This is a genomic window from Kribbella sp. NPDC049174, assembly GCF_043197365.1.
Lineage (GTDB): Bacteria > Actinomycetota > Actinomycetes > Propionibacteriales > Kribbellaceae > Kribbella.
In genome coordinates this window covers 19,728-38,054 of record NZ_JBICSZ010000001.1, presented here as the reverse complement: position 1 = coordinate 38,054, position 18,327 = coordinate 19,728, and the positions used below count along the sequence as shown (strand labels likewise).

At 67.9% G+C, this 18,327-nt stretch carries 20 protein-coding genes and 1 pseudogene; 17 read left to right on the top strand and 4 right to left on the bottom strand.

Going from position 1 to position 18,327, the window contains the following annotated elements:
* Nucleotides 1-87 precede the first annotated feature (87 nt).
* The 11 genes and pseudogenes from ACGFIF_RS00205 (at nt 88) to ACGFIF_RS00155 (ending at nt 10,983) form a co-directional block, all read left to right on the top strand.
* Nucleotides 88-693, top strand: a complete 606-nt coding sequence (locus ACGFIF_RS00205; RefSeq protein ID WP_393149707.1) for an ArsR/SmtB family transcription factor — start codon at nt 88-90, stop codon at nt 691-693.
* Nucleotides 690-1,424 carry an SRPBCC domain-containing protein gene (locus ACGFIF_RS00200; RefSeq protein ID WP_393149705.1) on the top strand — a complete coding sequence of 245 codons (735 nt, stop codon included), beginning with the start codon at nt 690-692 and terminating at the stop codon, nt 1,422-1,424. Before ACGFIF_RS00205 ends, ACGFIF_RS00200 begins: the two co-directional genes overlap by 4 nt.
* Nucleotides 1,425-1,556: 132 nt before the next feature.
* Nucleotides 1,557-1,823, top strand: a complete 267-nt coding sequence (locus ACGFIF_RS00195) for a hypothetical protein (RefSeq protein WP_393149703.1) — start codon at nt 1,557-1,559, stop codon at nt 1,821-1,823.
* A 51-nt stretch (nt 1,824-1,874) separates the two neighbouring features.
* A complete protein-coding gene (locus tag ACGFIF_RS00190; RefSeq protein WP_393149701.1) occupies nt 1,875-2,642 on the top strand; it encodes an SDR family NAD(P)-dependent oxidoreductase in 768 nt (255 codons plus the stop codon).
* A gap of 40 nt (nt 2,643-2,682) precedes the next feature.
* The gene (locus ACGFIF_RS00185; RefSeq protein WP_393149699.1) at nt 2,683-3,717 is read left to right on the top strand and encodes a Gfo/Idh/MocA family protein; all 1,035 of its coding nucleotides are present in this window, start codon (nt 2,683-2,685) and stop codon (nt 3,715-3,717) included.
* 516 nt (nt 3,718-4,233) lie between these two features.
* Nucleotides 4,234-4,467 carry a septal ring lytic transglycosylase RlpA family protein gene (locus ACGFIF_RS00180; RefSeq protein ID WP_242001521.1) on the top strand — a complete coding sequence of 78 codons (234 nt, stop codon included), beginning with the start codon at nt 4,234-4,236 and terminating at the stop codon, nt 4,465-4,467.
* Between the two features lie 14 nt (nt 4,468-4,481).
* Entirely contained in the window at nt 4,482-5,084 is a 603-nt protein-coding gene (locus ACGFIF_RS00175; RefSeq protein WP_393149696.1) for a cell wall protein, read from the top strand.
* 13 nt (nt 5,085-5,097) lie between these two features.
* A complete protein-coding gene (locus tag ACGFIF_RS00170) occupies nt 5,098-5,931 on the top strand; it encodes a MauE/DoxX family redox-associated membrane protein (RefSeq protein ID WP_393149694.1) in 834 nt (277 codons plus the stop codon).
* Nucleotides 5,932-6,107: 176 nt separating this feature from the next.
* Nucleotides 6,108-6,503 (top strand): annotated as a pseudogene (locus ACGFIF_RS00165) (glucose dehydrogenase); the annotation flags it as partial.
* Nucleotides 6,504-6,660: 157 nt separating this feature from the next.
* The gene (locus ACGFIF_RS00160; RefSeq protein WP_393149692.1) at nt 6,661-7,626 is read left to right on the top strand and encodes a PQQ-dependent sugar dehydrogenase; all 966 of its coding nucleotides are present in this window, start codon (nt 6,661-6,663) and stop codon (nt 7,624-7,626) included.
* Nucleotides 7,627-7,806: 180 nt separating this feature from the next.
* On the top strand, nt 7,807-10,983 hold the full coding sequence (locus ACGFIF_RS00155; protein ID WP_393149690.1) for a M14 family zinc carboxypeptidase: 3,177 nt from the start codon (nt 7,807-7,809) through the stop codon (nt 10,981-10,983).
* A 52-nt stretch (nt 10,984-11,035) separates the two neighbouring features.
* Here the strand turns inward: ACGFIF_RS00155 and ACGFIF_RS00150 are convergent, their stop codons facing one another.
* Complete coding sequence (locus ACGFIF_RS00150; protein WP_393149688.1) at nt 11,036-11,569, bottom strand: NUDIX domain-containing protein; 534 nt, start codon at nt 11,567-11,569, stop codon at nt 11,036-11,038.
* A 78-nt stretch (nt 11,570-11,647) separates the two neighbouring features.
* On the opposite strand from ACGFIF_RS00150, the gene ACGFIF_RS00145 reads away from it, so the two are divergent.
* The 4 genes from ACGFIF_RS00145 to ACGFIF_RS00130 are packed head-to-tail and all read left to right on the top strand — an operon-like array spanning nt 11,648 to nt 14,832.
* The gene (locus ACGFIF_RS00145; protein WP_393149686.1) at nt 11,648-12,556 is read left to right on the top strand and encodes a metal ABC transporter substrate-binding protein; all 909 of its coding nucleotides are present in this window, start codon (nt 11,648-11,650) and stop codon (nt 12,554-12,556) included.
* On the top strand, nt 12,553-13,290 hold the full coding sequence (locus ACGFIF_RS00140) for a metal ABC transporter ATP-binding protein (RefSeq protein WP_393149684.1): 738 nt from the start codon (nt 12,553-12,555) through the stop codon (nt 13,288-13,290). The genes ACGFIF_RS00145 and ACGFIF_RS00140 overlap by 4 nt, the downstream gene beginning before the upstream one ends.
* Nucleotides 13,287-14,156: a metal ABC transporter permease gene (locus tag ACGFIF_RS00135; protein WP_393149682.1), complete on the top strand. Its 870-nt coding sequence runs from the start codon at nt 13,287-13,289 to the stop codon at nt 14,154-14,156. The genes ACGFIF_RS00140 and ACGFIF_RS00135 overlap by 4 nt, the downstream gene beginning before the upstream one ends.
* A gap of 13 nt (nt 14,157-14,169) precedes the next feature.
* Nucleotides 14,170-14,832 (top strand): metal-dependent transcriptional regulator, encoded by a 663-nt coding sequence (locus tag ACGFIF_RS00130; RefSeq protein ID WP_393149680.1) that lies wholly within the window; start codon nt 14,170-14,172, stop codon nt 14,830-14,832.
* Between the two features lie 40 nt (nt 14,833-14,872).
* Here ACGFIF_RS00130 and ACGFIF_RS00125 read toward each other — a convergent pair whose 3' ends face one another.
* Together ACGFIF_RS00125 and ACGFIF_RS00120 are read right to left on the bottom strand one after the other, a co-directional pair.
* Complete coding sequence (locus tag ACGFIF_RS00125) at nt 14,873-15,445, bottom strand: GNAT family N-acetyltransferase (protein ID WP_393149678.1); 573 nt, start codon at nt 15,443-15,445, stop codon at nt 14,873-14,875.
* A gap of 9 nt (nt 15,446-15,454) precedes the next feature.
* Nucleotides 15,455-16,348, bottom strand: coding sequence for a LysR family transcriptional regulator (locus ACGFIF_RS00120; RefSeq protein ID WP_393149676.1), 894 nt, complete (start codon nt 16,346-16,348; stop codon nt 15,455-15,457).
* Nucleotides 16,349-16,420: 72 nt separating this feature from the next.
* Here ACGFIF_RS00120 and dapA point away from each other — a divergent pair, with 72 nt between their 5' ends.
* The gene (gene dapA / locus ACGFIF_RS00115; protein ID WP_393149674.1) at nt 16,421-17,335 is read left to right on the top strand and encodes a 4-hydroxy-tetrahydrodipicolinate synthase; all 915 of its coding nucleotides are present in this window, start codon (nt 16,421-16,423) and stop codon (nt 17,333-17,335) included.
* Nucleotides 17,336-17,371: 36 nt separating this feature from the next.
* On the top strand, nt 17,372-17,830 hold the full coding sequence (locus tag ACGFIF_RS00110) for an iron chaperone (protein WP_393149672.1): 459 nt from the start codon (nt 17,372-17,374) through the stop codon (nt 17,828-17,830).
* Between the two features lie 37 nt (nt 17,831-17,867).
* On the opposite strand, the gene ACGFIF_RS00105 is transcribed toward ACGFIF_RS00110, so the two are convergent.
* On the bottom strand, nt 17,868-18,224 hold the full coding sequence (locus tag ACGFIF_RS00105; RefSeq protein WP_393149670.1) for a DUF1269 domain-containing protein: 357 nt from the start codon (nt 18,222-18,224) through the stop codon (nt 17,868-17,870).
* Nucleotides 18,225-18,327 lie beyond the last annotated feature (103 nt).

The following is an 18,327-nucleotide window of genomic DNA, read 5'->3' as shown; positions in this document are numbered from 1 at the left end:
GTGACCACGATGCGCACCGAAAAGAAAATTGTTCCAGACGGTTCTCATAGCCTTGACAAAAAGAATTGTCGGCGACAATGTGATGGCATGCACGATGTCGCAGTGATCGAGGACGCCGCAGCCGCAGAGGTCTCGCTCGATCCGATCCGGGCCCGGATGCTCGCGGAGCTGGCCGAGCCGCACACCGCGACCACCCTCGCGGCGCGGCTCGGGCTTGCTCGGCAGAAGGTCAACTACCACGTCAAGACCCTCGAGCAGCACGGTCTGGTGGAGTTGGTCGAGGAGCGTCGCCGGGGCAACATGACCGAGCGGGTCGTGCGGGCTTCCGCCGCGGCCTACGTGATCTCGCCGGCCGCGCTCGCCGCGGTCGCGCCCGATCCGGGCCGGTCGCCCGATCGGCTGTCCGCGCGCTGGTTGCTCGCGCTCGCGGCGCGGCTCGTTCGGGAGACGGGCGCGCTGATCAACGGGGCGGCGCGGGCCGACAAGCCGCTCGCCACGTTCGGGCTCGACGCCGAAGTGCGGTTCGCGAAGCCGGCTGATCGCGCCGCGTTCGTGGATGAGCTCACGGACGCGGTCGCCGGAATCGTCAGCAAGTACCACACCGAGGCTGGTCGGCCGCACCGCCTCATCGTCGCAGTCCATCCGAGCATCACCGAAGACGCCGACCCGCCGGCAGAGGAGCAGCAGTCATGACGCATCCATTCGAGACACGCCGCGAGATCACCGTCGATGCCACGCCGGACGAGGTGTGGGAAGCCATCGCGTCGGGCCCGGGAGTCGACTCCTGGCTCATGGGGCACACCGAGATCGACAGCGCCGACAGCACCGTCACGTTCACCATGTTCGGCGAAGTGTCCACCGGCACCATCAAGGAGTGGGATCCCGGTCACCGCTACGCATGGCAGGAGGACACGAACCCGGACGGCACGTTCACGGCCTACGAGTGGCTCATCGAGGCGCGCGACGGCGGCGGCGCGGTGGTGCGCGTCGTGCACAGCGGTCTCCTCGGCGACGACTGGGAGGCCGAGTACGACGCCCTGTCCGTCGGCGACCACGCCTACACGGCGAAGCTCGCCGTCTACCTGAAGCACTTCGCCCCTCGCACCGCGAACAACTCGCTGTTCCTGCCGGGGCCGATCACCAAGGACTCGTGGTCGGCGATGACGGCGGCGGTCGGCGTCGGCGCGGACGCGGCGGATGGTCAGCCGGCGCGGCTCAGCGTGCCCGGGATCGAGCCGGTCGACGGCACCGTCGAGTTCGTCGGCTCGCCGAGCTTCGTGGGCATGCGTACCGACGACGCGATGTACATGCTGATCCACGGCTACAACAACATGGTCTTCGCGACCGCCCACTACTTCGACGACCGCGACCCGTCGATCGAGACCGAGGCGTGGCAGAACTGGCTGGGCAGCCTCGCGGCCTGATCAGCGCACACCGGCCGGTCGGAACTGGATCCGGATCCGGGGATCACTCGTAGGCTGAAGCCACCCGAGCCGACCAGGACCCAGGGAGCGAGTCGCCCGCAGCCTTCTGGTCCCGCAGGAGAGGAGCCGAGTGTGGGCGGATCGACTCGTTCACCGATGGGCAAGACCTATCTGTCCACCGCCGTGACCGAGGACGGCCGTCCCAAGCAGTTGGTCTCGAACACTCGCATCCGGCTGGAGTTCGCCGAAGTGCCCAACCTGAACGACGAGGGTCCGCGCGTGTATGACGTCCTCCGGGCGCACGCCGGGTGCAACAGGATCGGTGCCGCGTCGCGGCCGGTGAGTTGCTGGCCGATGGGCGGATTCACGACGTCGAACCGTGATCCGCGCTCGGCATGATCTGACCATTCGCTGGTGGATCCAGCGAGCGACATCCCCTGAAAGGACGCCATGAACGCCCTGCAGAAGTTCTCCCTCGAGGGCAAGGTTGCTCTCGTCACCGGCGGCAGCCGGGGTCTTGGACGCGCGATGGCCGAGGCGCTCGGCGATGCGGGTGCGGCGGTCGCGGTCACGGCGCGGACGCTCGCCTCGGCCGAAGCCGCCGCCGCGGAGTTGAGCGGGCTCGGCATTCGCGCGTACGGCGTACAGCTCGAGGTGTCCGATGTCGAGGACGTCGAACGGGCGGTCGAGCAGGTGAGCACCGAGTTCGGTGACATCGACGTGCTGCTCAACAACGCCGGCATCGGCGTGGCCGGGCGGGCCTTCGAGACGCCCGATGAAGCATGGCACGACGTGTTCTCCGTCAACGTCGACGGTGTCTGGTACTGCAGTCGTGCGGTCGGCCGCCGGATGGCGGAGCGGGGTGGAGGCACGATCGTCAACGTCGGTTCCATGTCGGCCGAGATCGTCAACCAGCCCCGCTGGCAGGCGTCGTACCTCTCGTCCAAGGCCGCTGTCCATCAATTGACCAAGGCGTTGGCAGCCGAGTGGGCGCCCCACGGGATTCGCGTGAACGCGATGGCGCCGGGATACTTCCTCACCGAGATGTCGCCCGTCGACCAGCCGGAGTTCAAGGAGTGGTGCGTCGATCCCGCTGCCATGAAGCGCTACGGGTTGCCGCCAGAGCTGGGCCCGGTGGCGATCTTCCTGGCGAGCGAGGCGTCCAGCTTCATGACCGGCTCGATCGTCAAGGTCGACGGCGGCTTCACCTTGTTCTGAGCCGGCTTCCCATCAGTACTACGTGCCCGAAAGGTCGTTCATGGTCACCATTGGCATCGTCGGCGCCGGACTGCGTGGGAGGCTCTTCGCCGAGGCTCTCCAGGCCCAGCCGGACGTCACCGTCGTCGGCCTCGCCGAGCCCTCGGCCAAGGTGGCCGAGGAGGCGAGGGACGCCACGGGCCTACCCGTCACCGCGTCACATCCCGAGTTGCTCAAGGCATTCGATCCAGACGCTGTGATCGTGGCGACCCCTGACTTCGCCCACCGCCAGATCGCCGTCGACGTGGCCGAGGCCGGGAAGCACCTGCTGATCGAGAAGCCGGTCGCCACCACCCTGGACGATGCCCATGCCATCGCCGCGGCGGTTCACCGCTCGGGCGTTCGATGCCTCGTCGGCTTCGAGAACCGTTGGAACCCGCACGTGGTGCAAGCCAAAGCGGCGATGGCGTCCGGCAGCCTTGGCGAGCCGATCACGGCATCAGCCACCCTGAGCAACTCCTTCTGCGTGCCGACCACCATGCTGTCGTGGGCGGCGCAGTCGTCGCCGGCCTGGTTTCTCATGCCGCACACCGTCGACCTTGTCTTGTGGCTCACCGGCAGGAAGCCAGCGTCCGTGAGCGCAGTGGGATCTCGTGGTGTCCTCGCCAAGCGTGGCATCGACACCTGGGACGTGGTGCATGCCTTGGTCACCTTCGACGACGGATCGACTGCGACGCTCTCATCGGCGTGGACCCTCCCGGATGCCGGTGACGGCATCGTCGACTTCCGGTTCCAGGTGATCGGCACCGAGGGGTCGGTGACCGCGGACCTGTCGCATCAGGGCCTCACCGTGGTGAGCGACAAGTACCGGTCGGCATGGCCGGTCTCCGGCCGGATCGGACGATCACAGGTCGGCCCCGCCGTCTGGATGGTTCAGGACTTCGCGGCGGGACTCGTAGACGGCGGCGACCTCGGCCCCGGCATCGACCATGGGGTCCTGGTCACGGAGATCATCTGCGCAATCGAGGAGTCGATCACCACCGGACAGACCGTGGGCTTGAGCAATCCGAGCACCCGGCCCACGGGTCGCGCCTGATAAGCATCCACCGCGACCCACCCCGCCGGCCCGCCCCACACGTCCACCACAGTCAGCCTCAGATCCACGTCAGGCTGTGACCACCCGCTGTCAATGAGCGAGCAGCGCGAGCGCACCCAGCGAGCACCGCGAGCCAAAAAGGGCGGGTAGGGCTGCCGGCGAAGCACGCGACGCAGGAGCGGCGCGGAGCAGGCTGCGAGGGGTCGACGTACGGCCAGCCCCTTCCACCGTCGTCAAAAAGTTTCCGTTTCGGGTCTGAACTCTGTGAGATTCCGCACGATCGGAGTACAAAGATTTCAGAAGGTCTGTCCGCCCCTAGACCTGGAGGAAATCGTCATGGCCGGAATCAACGGCGAAGTCTCGTGGTTCTGTTGCGGTAACGCATGGGGACCCTGTGCGAGCACCGGACGAGGTGCTTGCGGAACCTGTCACTCGGGCAACTTCCAGCACGCGTGGCCGAACACTTCGGACGCGTGCTACGCGATCACCCGGCCGGACAGGTGTGGGATCACCGGGATGTCCCGGCGTACCTGCGGGTTCCGGCATTCCACGACCAACCTGTGCAATGGCGCGCGGGTGGTCACGTCGATCGCGGACTGCGGTCCGCAGACCGACCTGTTCTGTGGTGAGCGTGCCTGCTGCGGCGGCACGTGCGCCTCCAACCGGATCATCGACCTCACTCCGGCCGCGTTCTCCGCGATCGCGAGCCTGAGCGCCGGTCTGATCCCCTGCACCGTCGACGTCGGCTGAAGGGGTGAGCTGAGATGACCTCAACGATGGACCGCCGGTCCTTGCTCACCCGCGCCGCTCTCGGCGCTACCGGCCTGGTTGCCGCCAGCGCCATGGGCTCACTCGCCCCTGAGACCGCGTTCGCCGCGGCGACGCAGTACCCGGACTCCGGTCAACCGGATCCGAACTTCGCCGAAGGCCTGATCATGGGCCGGAACCGGGATCTCCTGCAAGTGCAGGGTTCCGACGGCCGGATGCACCGGATCCAGCTGACCGGTGTGACCAGTGTCTGGAAACTCCGGCCGACCACCCTGGACCAGGTCCGGATCGGCGACGGCCTGTACGCGCGTGGCGTGCTGATGCCGGACGGGATCCTCGCCGCCGAGTCGGTGTGGGTGAACATCGTCAACCTCACGGTCAGCATCAACTCCATCGGACGCTCGGCGCTGCAGCTCGACCACCACGGCCAGAACGTCGTCGGGCATCTGCAGCCCGGGCTCACCGCGGCCGTCTACAACGGCACTCCCGCGGTGTCGGACCTGTCGATGCTCAAGGTCGGCCGGCACGCCCAGGTGATCGGCGCCTGGCGGCCGGGGACCAACGAGATCGACATCGTGACCATCTACGCCTCGAACTGATCGGGAGGACGTGATGTTCGCACAGCAGGTGGCGGCTGCCCAGCCGCTGCTCATCGGGTTGCTCTTGCTCTGGTCGTCGTACGGCAAAGTGGTCGGGCGGGACAGTGCGGAGCAAGCGAAGCGTACGGCGTTGCCCCGGCTGGTCGGCGAGAAGCGTGCCGCACCGGCGTACCGCGCCGTCGGACTGATAGAAGCAGTGATCGCGCTGGCGTTGTTGTTGCCACCGGCACTGACTGTGGAGGTGATCGCAACGGCCGCCCTCGCGACCGGCTTCACCGGGTACCTGATCTACGCCAAGATCGTCGTCCCCGAGGCGTCTTGTGGATGCGTTGGGGCGTCCGCCAAGCCGGTCGGCCGGCGGGCGATCAGCCGGTCATTGTTGCTGCTGGCAACAGCGACGGTGGCGACGACAGCGACCACCGGGTGGTGGTCGGCCGGAGCCGGAGCGGTCGTCCTGGTGCTGAAGGCCGCGGTGTTCGTCATGTTGTCCGCCGAATTGGATCGGTACTGGCTGCTGCCGTTGCGCCGGCTCCGGTTGCGGATCACCCATCCGCTCAGCGGCACCGCGACTGACGCCGTACCGCTGGCCGCGACGCAGCGGCGGCTGCTGCTCAGCCCCGCGTACCGCGCGGTCAACGGGTTGCTGCGGTCCGACATCCACGACTACTGGGACGATGAGGGCTGGCGGTTCGTCAGCTACACCGCCAGGTACGACGGCCGGTCGGCGACCGCCGTCTTCGCCGTACCGCATCACGACTCCACGCCGGAGTCCGTCCGGGTCGCCGTCGTCGACGAGACGTCGGGCCAGACCCTCTACCGCCCGACCATGCTGGCGACGGCCGGCTGACACCACCCCCGAAGCCCCCGCGGAGCCCCGGCTCTGCGGGGGCTTCCTGTTGACACCGGTTGAGCGGTGGTGGTGTGATGCCGAACATCGTTAGGAAGGTTTCCTAATGATTGAGTGACTCCCCTGCAGCTCCTCCGCCCCCGGAACAACAGGAGACCACGACGGCCGCCAGGCCGATGGACTTCACCGTCAACGGCGTCGCCGGCGCGGTCGGGATCACCTTCCCGGGCACCGGCGCCTGGACGACCTGGCAGACCAAGACCGTCCGGCTTCAACTCGCAGCCGGCACCAACAAGATCCGCGCCCGGGCCACCTCCGCGGACGGCGGACCGAACGCGGACAAGCTGACCGTCACCCCGACCACCGACGACACCCAGCCGCCGTCGGCACCGAGCAACCTTGCCGTCAGCAAAATCAAGTCGAACGCGGCGACCTTCACCTGGTCGGCCGCGACCGACAACGTCGGTGTGGTGCGGTACGAGGTCAACCGCGGCGGCAACATCCTGAAGGTTGTCGACGGCAACACACTCACCGCGACCGTGGACACGTTGACGGCCAACACGTCGTACGACATCTCCGTCGGCGCCTTCGATGCCTCAGGCAACGCTTCGCAGCAGAGCAACGTCGTCACTTTCATCACTCCCCCAAGCGGCGACACTCAGCCGCCGACCGCGCCCGGCAACCTGCGCTCGACCCGGGTCACCGGCGTACGACCGGGACATCGCCAAGGTGGATCTGGGCTGGAGTGTCGGGTTCCTGCCGGACGGGTCCGCGCTGGTGACCGAGCGGGACCGGTTCGAGGTACTGCGGGTGACGTCGACCGGCCAGAAGACCACGCTCGGGAAGGTGCCGGGGACGGTCACCACGACCGGCGAGGGCGGGCTGCTGGGCCTCGCGCTCTCACCGGACTTCGCCACCGAGCACTGGGTGTACTTCTTCCACACGGCCGCGAACGACAACCGGATCGTGCGGATGAAGTACGAGAACGGCGTCCTCGGCTCGACCTCGGAACCGGTGCTGACCGGGCTGGCGAAGAACCGCTATCACAACGGCGGCCGGATCCGGTTCGGTCCGGACGGCAAGCTCTACGCGACCGTCGGCGACGCGAAGAACTCCGGCAACGCGCAGAACCGCAACTCACTCAACGGCAAGATCTTCCGGCTGAACCCGGACGGTACGCCGCCGAGCGACAACCCGTTCTTCAGCACCGGCGGCAACGCCCGGTACGTCTGGAGCCTGGGTCACCGCAACCCGCAGGGCCTCGCGTGGGACTCGCGCGGCCAGTTGTGGGCGGCCGAGTTCGGTAAGAACAGCCAGGATGAACTCAACCTGATCCAGAAGGGCGGCAACTACGGCTGGCCCGCCTGCGAGGGAACCATCGGCGACTGCGGCGGCTACATCGCGCCGAAGCGGACCTGGTCCACCGCCCAGGCCGGACCGAGTGGCGTCGAGATCGTCAACGACTGGATCTACATCGCCGGCGTCACCGGCCAGCAGTTGTGGGTCACCCAGATCAACTCGTCCGGGACCGGCGTCGGCACCCCACAGGCCGTCTTCTCCGGCCGCTGGGGCCGCCTCCGCGGCATCACCCGAGCCCCCGACGGCGCGCTCTGGCTGACCTCCACCAACAACGACAAGAACGGCGGCACCCCGACCGTCCTCGACAACGTCATCGTCCGCCTCACCTTCCCCTGATCGGGGGAAAACGCTTCACCGGCAGGTTGCCGGCCAGGACGTGCGCGACTCATTGCTCCCGGGGTACCCCGGGAGTACGGTGACGGCACATTTGGCGCGCGTCCTTGGTCGGCAGCCGGTCGGGGGTTGCTGTCGTACGCCCGCCGAGGACGCCTGCCCACCACTGGGAGGGGTGTTCTCGTGTCATCGAAACGCGGCGTCGCAGCGTTCTTGGCCACGGCAGCACTGGGCTCCGTCTCCATCGGCCTGGTGTCGTCCCCCGCAACCGCCCGCCCGCCGGATTCACCGCTCGAGATGTACGTGCTCGAGGGGCCGGCCGACAAGATCGCCGAAGCCGTCCCCGGACTCGAACTGGCGGCGGTGGACCAGACCGCGGCCGGTGTCAAGGCCGACGCGGTCCTCACGCAAGCCCAACGGGACAAGGTGAACGCCGCCGGCGTTCGGGTCACCGTCAAGCGCAACAACAAGGGCCAGTCGGTCTCGGAACAGGCCGCGGCCCAGGCAGCCGCCGGGTTCACGGTCTACCGGTCGTGGGACGAGCCGGGCGGCATCCGCGCCGAACTGTTCGATGTCGCGCGCAACAATCCCAGCCTGGTCAAGCTGGTGGTGCTCGGCCGGACACATCAGGGCCGTGAGCTGATCGCGCTGAAGGTCACCCAAGGTGCGCCCGGGATCCGCGACGGCGCCCGGCCGGCCGTGCTGTATTCGTCGCTGCAACACGCGCGCGAGTGGATCAGCCTCGAGGTGAACCGCCGGCTGCTGCACCACTTCGTCGATCGTTTCCGGGCGAACGACACGGCCATCAAGAACCTGCTGAAGAGCACCGAACTGTGGTTCGTCGTCGCGGCCAACCCGGACGGGTACCAGTACACGTTCACGAACGAGAGGCTGTGGCGCAAGAACCTGCGTGACAACAACGTCGACGGCCAGATCACCGCTGTCGACGGAGTCGACCCGAACCGGAACTTCGACGAGCACTGGGGCTACGACAACGAAGGGTCGTCACCGGACCCGTTCAGCGAGACCTACCGCGGACCGGCGCCGGCGTCCGAACCGGAGACGCGGGCGATGGCCGGTCTGATCGATCGGATCAAACCGAAGTTCCAGTCGAACCTGCACTCGTTCGGGCAGTGGCTCCTGTACCCGCAAGGCTGGCAGGTCGGCACACCCGACGCCGACAACCCGCTCTACGTCGCAATGGGCGGCACGGACGCGAACCCGGCCATCCCGGGCTTCAACCCCGGTCAGTCGGCCGACACCCTCTACGTCACCAACGGCGAGACCACGGACTACGCCGACACCAACGCCGGTACGGTCTCCTACACCCCCGAACTCGGTGAAGGGGTTCCAGGAGCCGGCTTCGTGTTCCCGGACGACGAGGCCCTGATCCAGGCGGAGTTCCTGAAGACCCTGCCGTTCCACCTCGGTCTGGCGCGCTCGGCCGTCAACCCCACCGCCCCGGTTTCGCCGACCGGCATCACGCCGGCGCCGTTCTACCTCGACCAGGACGACATCGATCCGCAGAACGGCCAGCAGTCGCTGTTCGACTTCCGGTTCGCCGTCTCGTACGGCGACCCACAGGAGGTCCGGATCCTTGCCCGGCGCAACCTCGGCGCCGTCACGCTGAAGTACCAGATCGGATCCGGGCCGGTGCAGACGAAGCCCACCTCCGAGTGGACCGGTGGGGAGCGCTACGGGCCTGGCAACGGCACCTATTACCACGTTGTCAGCGGCCAAGTCACCGGTACGTCGGTCGGCAACAACGTCACCGTCTGGTTCGAAGGCGGCGGTCAGCGCAGCGAGTCCTTCACCTATCAGGTCGCGTCCGACACCGGCCGGAGGGTGCTGATCCTCGCGGCCGAGGACTACACCGGAGCGTCTCCGGTCAAGGCGGGAGTGACCGCACCGCAGTACCTGTCCTTCTACACCGATGCCCTGGCCGCCCAGGGGATCGCGTTCGACGTGTACGACGTGGACGCGCGTGGCCGGACCGCGCCGGACAACCTCGGCGTACTCAGCCACTACGACGCCGTCGTCTGGTACACCGGAGATGACATCGTGACCCGCGAACCCGGCTGGGCCGCGGGCAACGCGTCGCGGCTGGCGATGCAGGAGTTGCTCGAGGTGCGCGACTTCGTCAACGAAGGCGGTCGCGTGGCCTACACCGGCCAACGCGCCGGCCAGCAGTACACCCCGGCACTCGGAACTCAGCTGTACGACCCGTTCGAGAACAAGCAGTGCTCGGCCGATCCCGCCGTACGCGCGCGCTGCCTCGCACTGTCCGGCTCGGGCGACTCGCAGGGCGACCCGATCGAGTACACCTTCGGTGCGGCGATCACGACACCGGCTGGCGGACTGGACCCGGACACGGGTGATCCGTTCCCGATCAGCGGGATCGACGATCCACTCGCTGGTTTGACCCTGGAGCGCAACGGTGCCGACAGTGCTCAGAACCAAGGGTCGGACTCGTCGTTCATCGCCACCGGAGATTTCTTGCAGGTGACCGACCCGACGGGCAGCTTCCCGCACCTGGACAGCTGGCCGGCGGCTGAGTACGTGTCCGGTGTCTCGGGGCCGTTCGACCCGCACACCGGGCTGAAGTTCATGTACTCCGACCGGGCCGACGAGGCCTACAAGCGGCTCGCTCGCACCATCACGGTGCCGGCGGGTGGCGCGACCCTCTCGTTCTGGACCAGCTACAACCTCGAGCTGGACTTCGACTACATGATCGTGGAGGCGCATACCGTGGGCCAGGACGACTGGACCACGCTGCCCGATGCCAACGGGCACACCTCCAGCGACCTGACCAACGACCAGGCCTGCACCGGCGGCTGGAGCAACCCCGCGGATGCGGCGAACGTGCTGCACCCGTTCCTGACCCACTACCAAACCTTCAACCCGGCGACCGGCACGTGCAGCAACACCGGGACCACCGGAGCGTGGCACGCGGGCAACGGCGGCTCGGCCGGATGGCAGCAATGGGAGATCGATCTGACGCCGTTTGCCGGCTCGCAGGTCGAGGTAGCGATCACCGTGCTCAGCGACTGGGGTCTGCAGCAGTTCCCCGGCGTCTTCATCGACGACGTCGAGGTCTCCACCGGTGAGGGAACGACCTCGTTCGAGGACGACGCCGACCCGACGGACGGCTGGACCGTGCTCGGTGCACCACAAGACGCCGAAGGTATCGAAGGCGCCAACCTCAACGACTGGGTCCGCCGCGCCGGCTTGGGTATCCAGGAAGGCGCCGCCGTCGCTACCGCGGACACCGTCTACCTGGGCTTCGGCTTCGAAGGCATCACCGGAGCAGCCGCCCGCGCCGTCGTGATGGACCGCCTGACCGACTACCTACTCCGCTGACAACCTTCACCGGGCGCCGGGCGGGATCCCCACCCGGCGCCCGGTGGAGTAGCTACCAGCTCGCTGCGCGGCCGAAGTCGGCGTACCTCGGCGCGCCGGTGGTGAGGCCCTGCTGGGCCAGGGTCAGGCGGCGAATCATGGAGGGGCGGAGACGGGAGGCCGCTTCGTCGAGGGTGAGGAACTCGTGGGCGCGGGCCTCCACCGGGTCGATGTGCAGTCGGGCGATCGTTGACTGATCGAGTACGCCGCCGTCGAAGACGAACGCGAGGGCGTCGGACCAGACACCCAACGCGGGAACCCAGTCGACCACGAGGAGGTCGCCGATCGGCAGGTCGAGGCCGATCTCCTCCTGGACCTCGCGACGGCAGGCCTCGTACGGCGATTCGTCGTACTCGGCGATCCCGCCGGGGATGTCCAGGGTCGGCTTGTAGGTCGGCTCGAGAAACAGGATGCGGCCGGCCTGGTCGCGGATCAGCGCCCCGCCCGCCGCGGTCTTGCGCGGCAGCCGGCCCGCGATCCCGGGGTTGAACTCCTGCTCCGGCTCGCCCTCGGCGAGCAGATCGCCGCGGCGGATGTCGTCGTCCACGGCTCGCACCCTCCCAGTCGCACTGCCGATCCGCAATCCGGCCTTGTTTTCGGTGCACCGAACTCTTATGTTTTCGGTGTGCCGAAAACTGTCGTGATGCTGCCGTTGCTGCTGGCCCTCGGGGTGTTGCCCGCATGCTCGACGAGCCAGGCCTCCGGCACCGACGAGCCGGTCGTACTGACGACGTTCACCGTGCTCGCCGATATCGCGCGGAACGTCGCGGGCGACCATCTCACAGTGGAGTCGATCACCAAGGTGGGCGCCGAGATCCACGGGTACGAGCCGACCCCGGGAGACATCCGGAAGGCCTCGGACGCCGACCTGATCCTGGACAACGGCCTCAACCTGGAGGTGTGGTTCCACCAGTTCGTCGAGTCTGTCGACGTACCGCACAAGGTCGTCTCGGACCGGGTCGCGCCGATGGACATCACCGAGGACTCGTACGCCGGCAAACCGAACCCGCACGCGTGGATGAGCCCCAAGAACGTGCAGATCTACGTGGACAACATGGTCGACGCGTTCGCCGAGCTCGATCCCGAGAACGCGGCCGCCTTCGCGGCGAACGGCAAGACCTACAAGGCGGAGCTGCAGAAGGTCCAGGACGAGCTCGTGGCGGAGTTGGCGGAGGTGCCGAAGAAGCAGCGCGCGCTGGTCAGCTGCGAGGGCGCGTTCTCCTACCTGGCGCGCGACGCCGGGCTCACCGAGAAGTACATCTGGCCGGTCAACGCCGAACAGCAGGCCACGCCACAGCAGATCGCCTCGACGACCGAGTTCGTGAAGACCAACGCCGTACCCGCGGTGTTCTGCGAGTCGACCGTGTCGGACAAGGCGATGCGGCAGGTCGCGTCCGGCACCGGCGCCGAGTTCGGCGGCACCCTGTACGTCGACTCGCTGTCCGAGGCAGACGGCCCGGTTCCGACGTACCTGGACCTGATCCGGTACGACGCCGACACGATCATCCGCGGCCTCACGGGAAGCACCTCATGACGGCGATCGAGGTCGAGAACGTCGTCGCCCGGTACGGCGATGTGGTCGCCCTCGACCGGGTGTCGCTGAGCGTCGGGCCGGGCAGGGTGACCGGCCTGATCGGCATGAACGGATCCGGTAAGACCACGTTGTTCAAGGCGATCATGGGCATGATCCGTCCCGACCAGGGGCAGGTCCGGCTCGACGGCATCGACCCGGCGGTCGCCCGCAAACGCGGCCGGATCGGCTACGTCCCGCAGACCGAGGACGTCGACTGGACCTTCCCGGTGTCGGTGCACGACGTGGTGATGATGGGCCGGTACGGGCACCAGGGCTTCACTCGGCGTACCCGTCCGGCCGACCACGCCGCGGTGGCCGAGGCGTTGGAACGGGTGGAACTGACCGAGTACGCGGACCGGCAGATCGGACGGTTGTCCGGTGGGCAGAAGAAGCGGGCGTTCGTTGCCCGCGGCATCGCGCAGGGCGCCCAGATCCTGTTGCTGGACGAGCCGTTCGCCGGTGTGGACAAGCGGTCCGAGGCCACCATCGTCGGACTGCTCAGGGAGTTGGCTGCCGACGGCCGGACCGTTCTGGTGTCGACCCACGACCTGCACGCCCTGCCCCAGTTGGCGGATGAGGCGATCCTGCTGCTGCAGCGGGTGCTGTTCCACGGCTCGGTGTCGGACGCGCTGCAGCCGACCAACCTCGCCCGCGCTTTCGGTCTCGACGTACTCGAGCAGGATGGTGCGGCGTGACGCCGCTCGACTTTCTGCTGGAGCCGTTGCAGTACGACTTCATGGTCCGCGCGCTCATCACCACGGTGTTCGCCGCCGTCGTGTGTGCGGTGCTGTCGTGCTGGCTGGTGCTGCTCGGCTGGTCGCTGATGGGTGACGCGGTGTCTCACGCCGTACTGCCCGGCGTCGTGATCGCCTACATCATCGGAGCCCCGTTCGCCCTTGGTGCGGTGGTGTTCGGGTTCCTCGCGGTGGCGCTGATCGGGATCGTCCGCGACACCAGCAGGATCAAGGAGGACGCCGCGATCGGGATCGTGTTCACCACCCTGTTCGCGTTCGGGCTGGTGCTCGTCTCCGTCACCCCGAGCCAGACCGACCTGAACCACATCATCTTCGGCAACATCCTCGGCGTCTCGACCACCGACCTGATCCAGATCGGCGTCCTGGCCGCGGTGGCACTCGTCGTCCTGGTGCTGAAGCGCCGCGACCTGACGCTCTACGCGTTCGACCCCATCCACGCCCACGCGATCGGTCTCTCGCCGCGCCGGCTCGGGGCGCTGCTGCTCGGCATGCTGGCGCTCACCGCGGTGGTCGCGCTCCAGGTCGTCGGTGTGATCCTGGTGGTGGCGATGCTGATCATTCCGGGCGCGACGGCGTACCTGCTCACCGATCGATCCGGCCGCATGCTGCTGATCGCGCCGGTCATCTCCGCCGTATGCTCGGTCCTTGGCATCTACCTCAGCTACTGGCTCGACGCCGCCTCGGGTGGACTCGTCGTCGTGGTCCAGGGTGTCGTGTTCGCCCTGGTCTATCTGTTCAGCCCACGCCACGGGGTGCTCGGCCGACACCTGACCACCAGTCGCCGCCGGGCGGCCGCGATGAGATGAAGGTAAGGACGCGATGGAATCCAGAGTCGTCGAGAACTACCTCAAGGCGGTCTTCAACGCCAGGGAGTGGTCCGAGGAACCGGTGACCGTCGGCGCTCTCGCCGGCCGGCTGGGCCTGTCGCCGTCGTCGGTGTCCGAACTGGTCCGCAAACTCACCGAGCGCGGGCTGCTCTCCCATGCCCGGTACGGCGCGATCGAGCTGACCCCGGAAGGACAGCTGATCGCGCTCGCCATGGTCCGCAAGCATCGCCTGATCGAGACGTTCCTGGTCGACTACCTGGGCTACACCTGGGACGAGGTGCACGAAGAGGCGGAGATCCTCGAGCACGCGGTCTCCGACACCTTCATCGACCGGCTGGCCAGTCGCCTCGGCGAACCGGACCACGATCCGCACGGCGATCCCATCCCCCGGTCGGACGGGAGCCTCCCCGACGACAACCAGCTCCGGCTGGACACTGTCGGGGAAGGCGTCCGGGCGCGGGTGGCGCGGGTCTCCGACAGTGACCCCGAGCTGCTCCGGCAGCTCGACCAGCTCGGCATCACGATCGGCTCCACCCTCACGGTCAACCGCCGCCATGAAGCCGCCGGCACGATCGACGTCGAACACGACGGCACGCCGGTAACCCTCGGCCTCGCGGTCGCCTACGGGATCCGCGTCGTACCCAAGGAGCGTTAGATGCTCCGGGGACGATCAGCGAAGCTGAGGCCTCGGGTGGCTAGTTCTTCCTCGAGGATGCGGATGGCCTTGGGGCACTCCGCCCTTCCAGCTCGCGCGTCATCCAGATGGTGGTGCCACGCTGCGGGTCCTCAGTGACGCGACCGCTGTCGTAGAACCCGAGCTTTTCGAGCACGCGGAGCGAGGCCGCGTTCCAGTCCCATACCGTGGCCCACAGCCGCTGTCGACCGGTTGCCGCCGCAGCCTCGACGACTGCCTTGGCTGCTTCGGTCGCGTAACCGAACCCGTGAGCCCGTTGCGCAAGCTCATAGGCGATCTCGGGTTCCTCGAAGCTTGCCCGCCCGACGGTGAGTCCGCAGTACCCGATGAGGTCGCCCTCGTTCCGCCGTACGATCGGCAACAGTCCCAGGCCCGGCTCCGCGGCGAGCGGATTCTTCACCAGCCACCCGCGAATGTCCTCGACCGTGGGCCGGCCGTCCTCGTCGATCCGGCGAGCAGCCCGAGGGTCGCGCTCTGCCCACAACCCCCGGTAATCCTCTGCGTCCGAAGGCTCCCAGACCCGCAGGCGCAACCGCTCGGTCTCCAGCTGATGCGGGAATGCTTCGAAGGTCACACCGCAACCCTATGCCGCGGTTTCCTGCCCCCGCCCACCGTTGGAGGCGGCTGCGTGCAGGGCGGTGCGGGCGGCGGCGATTGCTGGGTGGTCGGCTGTGCCTCGGCGGTAGGCCAGGTGGGTTCTGCGGCGGATGGGGAGTGGTGTCAGCACGACAGAAGCTGGCCGCGCGACGGCGCCCAGGTCGGGGACGAAGGCAACGCCTTGGCCGGCGGCCACCAACGCGAGTACGGCGCCGAAGTCGTCGGCGTGGTGGCGGATGCGCGGCGTGAAGCCCGCTGCCTCGCAGGCTCTGACGGTCAGGGCATGGCAGAGCGTCCCCGGCGTACCGGCGATCCAGGAGGTGTCACGCTGCGCGGTCAAGGGCTCGGCAGTCAGTGCGGCCAGGTGAACGGTCTCTTCCAGCAGCGGTTCGGTCTGCAGACCCTGGTCGGATGCGATCGGCACGTAGTCGTACTCCTGGATCAGCGCGACATCAAGGCTTTCGTCGCGGAGGGCATCGGGCACCGCGGCCGGATCCAGTTCGGTCACCGTCAGATCCAGGCCCGGGTGGTCGGTGCTCAGCGCGACGAGAGCGGGCGTCAGGATCGTCTGGACCGCTGTCGGGAAGACCCCGATGCGCAGTGTCCCGGTGAGCGCGCTTGCGGTGGCCGCCAGCTCGGCGGCCGCCTCCTGCAGCGTCGCGAGTATCTCCTCGGTGCGCTCGACCAACCCCAGTGCGGCCGGAGTCAGCCTCACCCGTCGACCGGTTCGTTCCAGCAGCGGTACGCCGGTCTCGCGTTCGAGGGCGGTGAGCTGTTGCGACACCGCCGACGGCGTGTAGGCGAGCGCCTCGGCGACGGCAGCGATCGTCCCGCGGTGAGCGAGTTCGCGGAGGAGCCGGAGTTTGCGTACGTCGAGCATAAGGAGACCTTACGCTCGACCACAGAAATGCGAACTGGACCTGAACAGCAGATTTGGGTGATCGTCGTACGCATGTCACTCACCGGTCTCTTCGTTCCGCTGGTCACGCCATTCACACCGACAGACGAACTCGCGTCCGACGCGTTGGAGGCTTTGGCGTACGCCGTACTCGACGACGGCGCGGCCGGCATCGTTGCCTTGGGCACGACCGGCGAGCCGGCGACCCTGACGCCCGCGGAGCGCCGCAGGGTTGTCGACATCTGTGCCGGTGCGTGCGCCCAGCGCGGCGCGCAGTTGATCGTCGGCGCCGGGTCGAACTCGACCGCCGCCTCCGCCGACCTGCTCGCCGACCTCGATCCCCGCGCCACCGCCGTACTCACCGGCGTTCCCTACTACACCCGCCCGTCGGAAGACGGTGTCGTCGAGCATTTCCGCCGGCTCGCGGCCGCCAGCCCGGTGCCGTTGATTGTCTACAACGTCCCCTACCGCACCGGCAGATCCTTGGGCGCCGACGCTCTCGACCGGCTCGCCCGCATCCCGAACGTTGCCGGGTTCAAGCACTCGGTCGGCGGCATCGACGACGCCACGATCGCGTTCATGAGCACGATGCCGACTGATTGCGCGGTCCTTGCCGGTGACGACCTCTACGTCGCGCCGCTGCTGGCACTCGGCGCGACCGGGGCGATTCTGGCCAGCGCCAACGTGGCCACGTGCGCCTACGCGGACCTCGTCAGCACCTGGCGAGACGGCCCGACCGACGATGCCCGCCGCCTCCACAACCGTCTTGTCCCGCTGTCCCGAGCCCTCTTCGCCGAGCCCAACCCCGCCGTCATCAAGGCCGTCCTGTCAGCTCACGGCCGGATCCCCAGCCCCCAGGTCCGGCTCCCCCTGCTCCCTGCCGGCACCACTGCGACGACGGCTGCCCTCGACGCAGCCGAATCGATCAGGATTCGAGAAGCCTCGACGGCCGGCCGGTCCATAGTCTGAAGTCACACAGACAGACCACACAGACAGGACGAGCTCATGGCACCCACGGCGAAGAAGGCCACCACCTCCAAGGACAAGTCGTACGAGGGTTTCACCGAGGACGAGCGCGGTGCGATGAAGGAGCGCGCGCGGGAGCTGAAGTCCTCCGCACGCGGCGGCAAGGTGGACGACGAGGCCGCCGTACTGGAGAAGATCGCCGAACTGCCGGACGCGGAGCGCGCCATGGCCGAGCGGATCCACGAGCTCGTCAAGGCCAGCGCCCCCGAGCTGAAGCCGAAGCTCTGGTACGGGATGCCCGCGTACTACAAGGCCGGCAAGAACGTCTGCTTCTTCCAGAGCGCCGGCAAGTTCAAGGCCCGGTACTCCACCTTCGGCTTCAACGACCCGGCCAACCTCGACGACGGCGCCATGTGGCCGACCTCCTACGCCCTCACCAAGCTCACCCCGGCCGTCGAGAAGCAACTCACCACCCTGATCAAGAAGGCCGTCAGCTAAGGGAGCAGTCAGTCCCGTGGCCGGCGCCGTGGTCGGGTCACTTACCGCCGAAGGTCTCCAGCAGCACCTCACGCTCGGCGTCGGTGAGGTTCGTGGCGATGAGCTTGCTGTGCCTGCCATGGAAGCGTTCGCCGACCCGGTCGAGATCGCCCTGCTCGGTCACCACGAACAGGGCCGAGGTTCCCGGTGTCACCTCGGTGCGGATCTTGTGCAGTTGCTCCTTGGTGATCCCGGAATCCTGCGTCATCTTGCTGATCGCACCGATCGCGGCCCCGGCCACGCCCCCGATCACGGGAATGAAGAAGAGGGCCCCGAGGAGGATCCCCCAGAACGCTCCCCACCCGGTCCCGCGCCAGTTCTCCTCGTGCCCCCTGCTTGGTGGTCGGCTGCGCATCACCTTCCGGCCACGAGACCACCGCGTGGTCGAGAATCTTCACCAGGCCATCCCGCTCGCAGTCCTTGAGGACCGAGGCGGCACCCTGAGCCCCCTCCGGACC